Origin of the sequence: Streptomyces hainanensis, assembly GCF_004348415.1 — a bacterium.
Lineage (GTDB): Bacteria > Actinomycetota > Actinomycetes > Streptomycetales > Streptomycetaceae > Streptomyces > Streptomyces hainanensis.
In genome coordinates this window covers 1-3,461 of record NZ_SMKI01000638.1, presented here as the reverse complement: position 1 = coordinate 3,461, position 3,461 = coordinate 1, and the positions used below count along the sequence as shown (strand labels likewise).

2 protein-coding genes and 1 pseudogene are annotated in these 3,461 nt (G+C 75.4%); all 3 read right to left on the bottom strand.

What is annotated here, in order from left to right; translation table 11 throughout:
• Positions 1–295: pseudogene (locus E1283_RS38365) on the bottom strand (hypothetical protein); the annotation flags it as partial.
• 296 nt (positions 296–591) lie between these two features.
• Positions 592–2,448 carry an ABC-F family ATP-binding cassette domain-containing protein gene (locus tag E1283_RS33970; RefSeq protein ID WP_132822019.1) on the bottom strand — a complete coding sequence of 619 codons (1,857 nt, stop codon included), beginning with the start codon at positions 2,446–2,448 and terminating at the stop codon, positions 592–594.
• Positions 2,441–3,373 (bottom strand): 4-(cytidine 5'-diphospho)-2-C-methyl-D-erythritol kinase, encoded by a 933-nt coding sequence (locus E1283_RS33965; protein WP_132822018.1) that lies wholly within the window; start codon positions 3,371–3,373, stop codon positions 2,441–2,443. Before E1283_RS33965 ends, E1283_RS33970 begins: the two co-directional genes overlap by 8 nt.
• Between the last annotated feature and the right edge of the window lie 88 nt (positions 3,374–3,461).

The window sequence follows — 3,461 nt, the reverse complement described above, 5'->3', positions numbered from 1 at the left end:
CCACCCAGTCGCCCCCGGCCCACCGGCGGACGCCCGGACGGCCGGCCACCGGCGGTGCCTCGTCGTCCCAGACCAGCCGGGCCGGCGTGCCCCCGGCCGCCGGCGGCCGGGCCGACGGCGACGCGATGGGCCACTCGCCGGCCGGACCCCCGTCCCACGACGGCCCCCGCACGGCCACGCTCCCGCTCAACAGCAGGGCGAGCAGGGCCGCGAGCACCAGTCCCCGCCGCCCCGGCGGCCAGCCGGGCGCACGGCAGCGGGGAGACGGCTGCGGCGACGATGGCGACGATGGCATCGGTCCCTCAACGACGGTCGGCGGTGCGCCAGACGGACTTTCTACCACCGCTCGTCCCGCCGAGCGCTCCGCGGGAAGACCGGTACACCACCCGCGGGTCCTTCGTGGCTGGTCGCGCCCGCGAGGCAGAGCCTCCCCCGGACTCCGTCCGGGAGGTACCCCCATGCCTGCGGCCGGACTCCGTCCGGGAGGGAGTGCCCCCTGCGCGGAGTGCTCGGGGGAGCGCCCCTGTACGCGCCACCGCCCCGCGCCCCTTCGGGGCGCCGCCAACCGCACCGAACCTCACCAGGTCTGCCTCAGGTGCCCTCGGCCAGCTCCAGCCAGCGGGTCTCCAGCTCGTCCCGTTGCCCGCCCAGCTCGCGCAGCTGGGCGTCGAGCTCGGCCATCCGCTGGAAGTCGGTGGCGTGCTCGGCCATCTCGCCGTGCAGCGTCGCCTCCTTCTCGCCGATCCGCTCCAACTGCCGCTCGATGCGCTGGATCTCCTTCTGGCTGGCCCGGGAGAGCTGCGCCGGCTTGGCCGCCGGCGCGGCCGGGGCGGCCGCCACCGGCACGGGCGCGGCCTCGGCCTCGCGGCGCGCGGCACGCCGCTCCAGGTACTCGTCGATGCCGCGCGGCAACATCCGCAGCGTGCCGTCGCCCAGCAACGCGAACACCCGGTCGGTGACCCGCTCGACGAAGAACCGGTCGTGGCTGATGACCACCATCGACCCGGGCCAGCCGTCCAGCAGGTCCTCCAGCTGGGTCAGCGTCTCGATATCCAGGTCGTTGGTCGGCTCGTCGAGGAACAGCACGTTCGGCTCGTCCATCAGCAGCCGCAGGATCTGGAGCCGCCGACGCTCGCCGCCCGACAGGTCGCCCACCGGCGTCCACTGCCGCTCCTTGCCGAAGCCGAACCGCTCGCACAGCTGGGACGCCGTCATCTCCCGGCCCCCGCCCAGGTCGACCCGGCCCCGCACCTGCTCCACCGCCTGCAACACCCGCCACTCCGGGTCGAGTTCGGCGACCTCCTGGGAGAGGTAGGCGAGCCGCACGGTCTGGCCGACGGTGATGGTGCCGGCCGCCGCCCGGCCGGCCGCCATCGCCCGCAGCAACGACGTCTTGCCCGCGCCGTTGACGCCGACCAGACCGATCCGGTCGCCGGGGCCCAACTGCCAGGTGAGGTGCGAGAGCAGGGTGCGGTCGCCGGCCCTGACCGTCACGTCCTCCAGGTCGTAGACGGTGCGGCCGAGCCGGGCGCTGGCGAACTTCATCAGCTCGGCGCCGTCGCGCGGCTCCGGCACGTCGGCGATCAGCGCGTTGGCCGCCTCGATGCGGAACCGCGGCTTGCTGGTGCGGGCCGGGGCGCCGCGCCGCAGCCAGGCCAGCTCCTTGCGCATCAGGTTCTGCCGCTTGCTCTCCTCGGTGGCGGCGATCCGCTCCCGCTCGGCGCGGGCGAACACGTAGTCGCTGTAGCCGCCGTCGTAGGCGTGGACCTGGCCGCGCTGCACGTCCCACATCCGGGTGCAGACCCGGTCGAGGAACCACCGGTCGTGGGTGACGACGACGAGCGCGGAGCGGCGGGCCGCCAGATGCTCGGCGAGCCAGGCGATGCCCTCGACGTCGAGGTGGTTGGTCGGCTCGTCGAGGACGATCAGGTCCTGCTCGGCGATCAGCAGCTTCGCGAGCGCGATCCGCCGCCGCTCGCCACCGGAGAGCGGGCCGATCACCGTGTCGAGCCCGGCCGGGAAGCCGGGCAGGTCGAGGCCGCCGAACAGGCCGGTCAGCACGTCGCGGACGCGCGGCTCGCCGGCCCACTCGTGGTCGGCGAGGTCGCCGATGACCTCCTGCCGGACGGTGGCGGCCGGATCGAGGGCGTCGTGCTGCGCGAGCAGCCCCAGACGCAGCCCGCCCAGGTGGGTGACCCGCCCGTCGTCGGCCGGCTCCAGCCTGGCCAACACCCTGATCAACGTGGTCTTGCCGTCGCCGTTGCGGCCCACGACGCCGATCCGGTCGTGCTCGCCGACGCCCAGCGACACCCCGTCCAGCAGGGTCCTGGTGCCGAAGACCTTGCGGACGGCCTCCAGGTTGACAAGGTTCCTGGCCGGCTTGCCGGCCGCCTTGGCGGCTGGCTTTCCGGTCGGCTTCCCACTCGGCTTGGACGACGGTTCAGGCATGGGAGCCGATGGTAGTCGCCCCGGGAGCCGGCCCGTTCGTCACCCGGGCGGCCCGACAGGTGCCGGAGGCCCGCAGCGACTTGGCCACCAGCTCGGCCGACTCGGCATCGGCGACGAGGAACGCGCAGCTCGGCCCGGAACCGGACACCAGCCCGGCCAGCGCACCACCGGCCAGCCCCGCCGCCAGGGTGGCGGCCAGCGAGGGACGCAGCTCGACGGCGGCCGGCTGGAGATCGTTGACGAGGACCGCCGCCAGGGCGTGCGCGTCCCCGTCGCGCAGCGCGGCCAGCAGCGCCGGGTCGGCCTCGGGCTCGGGCACCGGCGTCGCACCGCGCAGCCGGTCGCAGGCGCGGTAGACCTCGGGGGTCGACAGGCCGCCGTCGGCGAGGGCGAACACCCAGTGGAACGTGCCGGCCACCGGCAGCTCGGTCAGCCGCTCCCCACGGCCCCGCCCCAGCGCGGCGCCGCCGACGAGGCTGAACGGCACGTCCGAGCCGAGCTCCGCGCAGAGCGCGAGCAGCTCGGCGCGGGAGGTGCCGGTGCCCCACAGCGCGTCACAGGCCACCAGCGCCCCGGCGGCGTCGGCACTACCGCCGGCCATGCCGCCGGCCACCGGGATGTCCTTCTCGATGTGCAGGTGAACGGCGGCCGCCACCCCGTGGTGACCGGCCAACGCCTCGGCGGCCCGCACCGCCAGGTTGCCGCCGTCCAACGGCACGAGCTCGCTCCCCGGCCCCGAGCAGCTGACCGTGACGCCGGGGGTGGGCGACGGCGTGGCGGTGACGTGGTCGTAGAGGCCGACGGCGAGGAAGACGTTGGCCAGATCATGGAACCCGTCGGGGCGCGGGGCGCCCACGGCGAGCTGCACATTGACCTTGGCGGGCACGCGGACCGTGACGGCTCGCTGCGCTGGCTGGACGGGCATGCGGCGATTCTCCCCCACGACCGCTCGGCGCGCGGACCCGCCAACCGCTCGGCGCGCGGACCCGCTCCCCGACGGGGCCGGGGTGGGG

Bases quoted from the DNA above. Each gene is read 5' to 3' on its own strand.
- E1283_RS33965 (WP_132822018.1), bottom strand. From the start codon at position 3,373: ATGCCCGTCCAGCCAGCGCAGCGAGCCGTCACGGTCCGCGTGCCCGCC.
- E1283_RS33970 (WP_132822019.1), bottom strand. From the start codon at position 2,448: ATGCCTGAACCGTCGTCCAAGCCGAGTGGGAAGCCGACCGGAAAGCCA.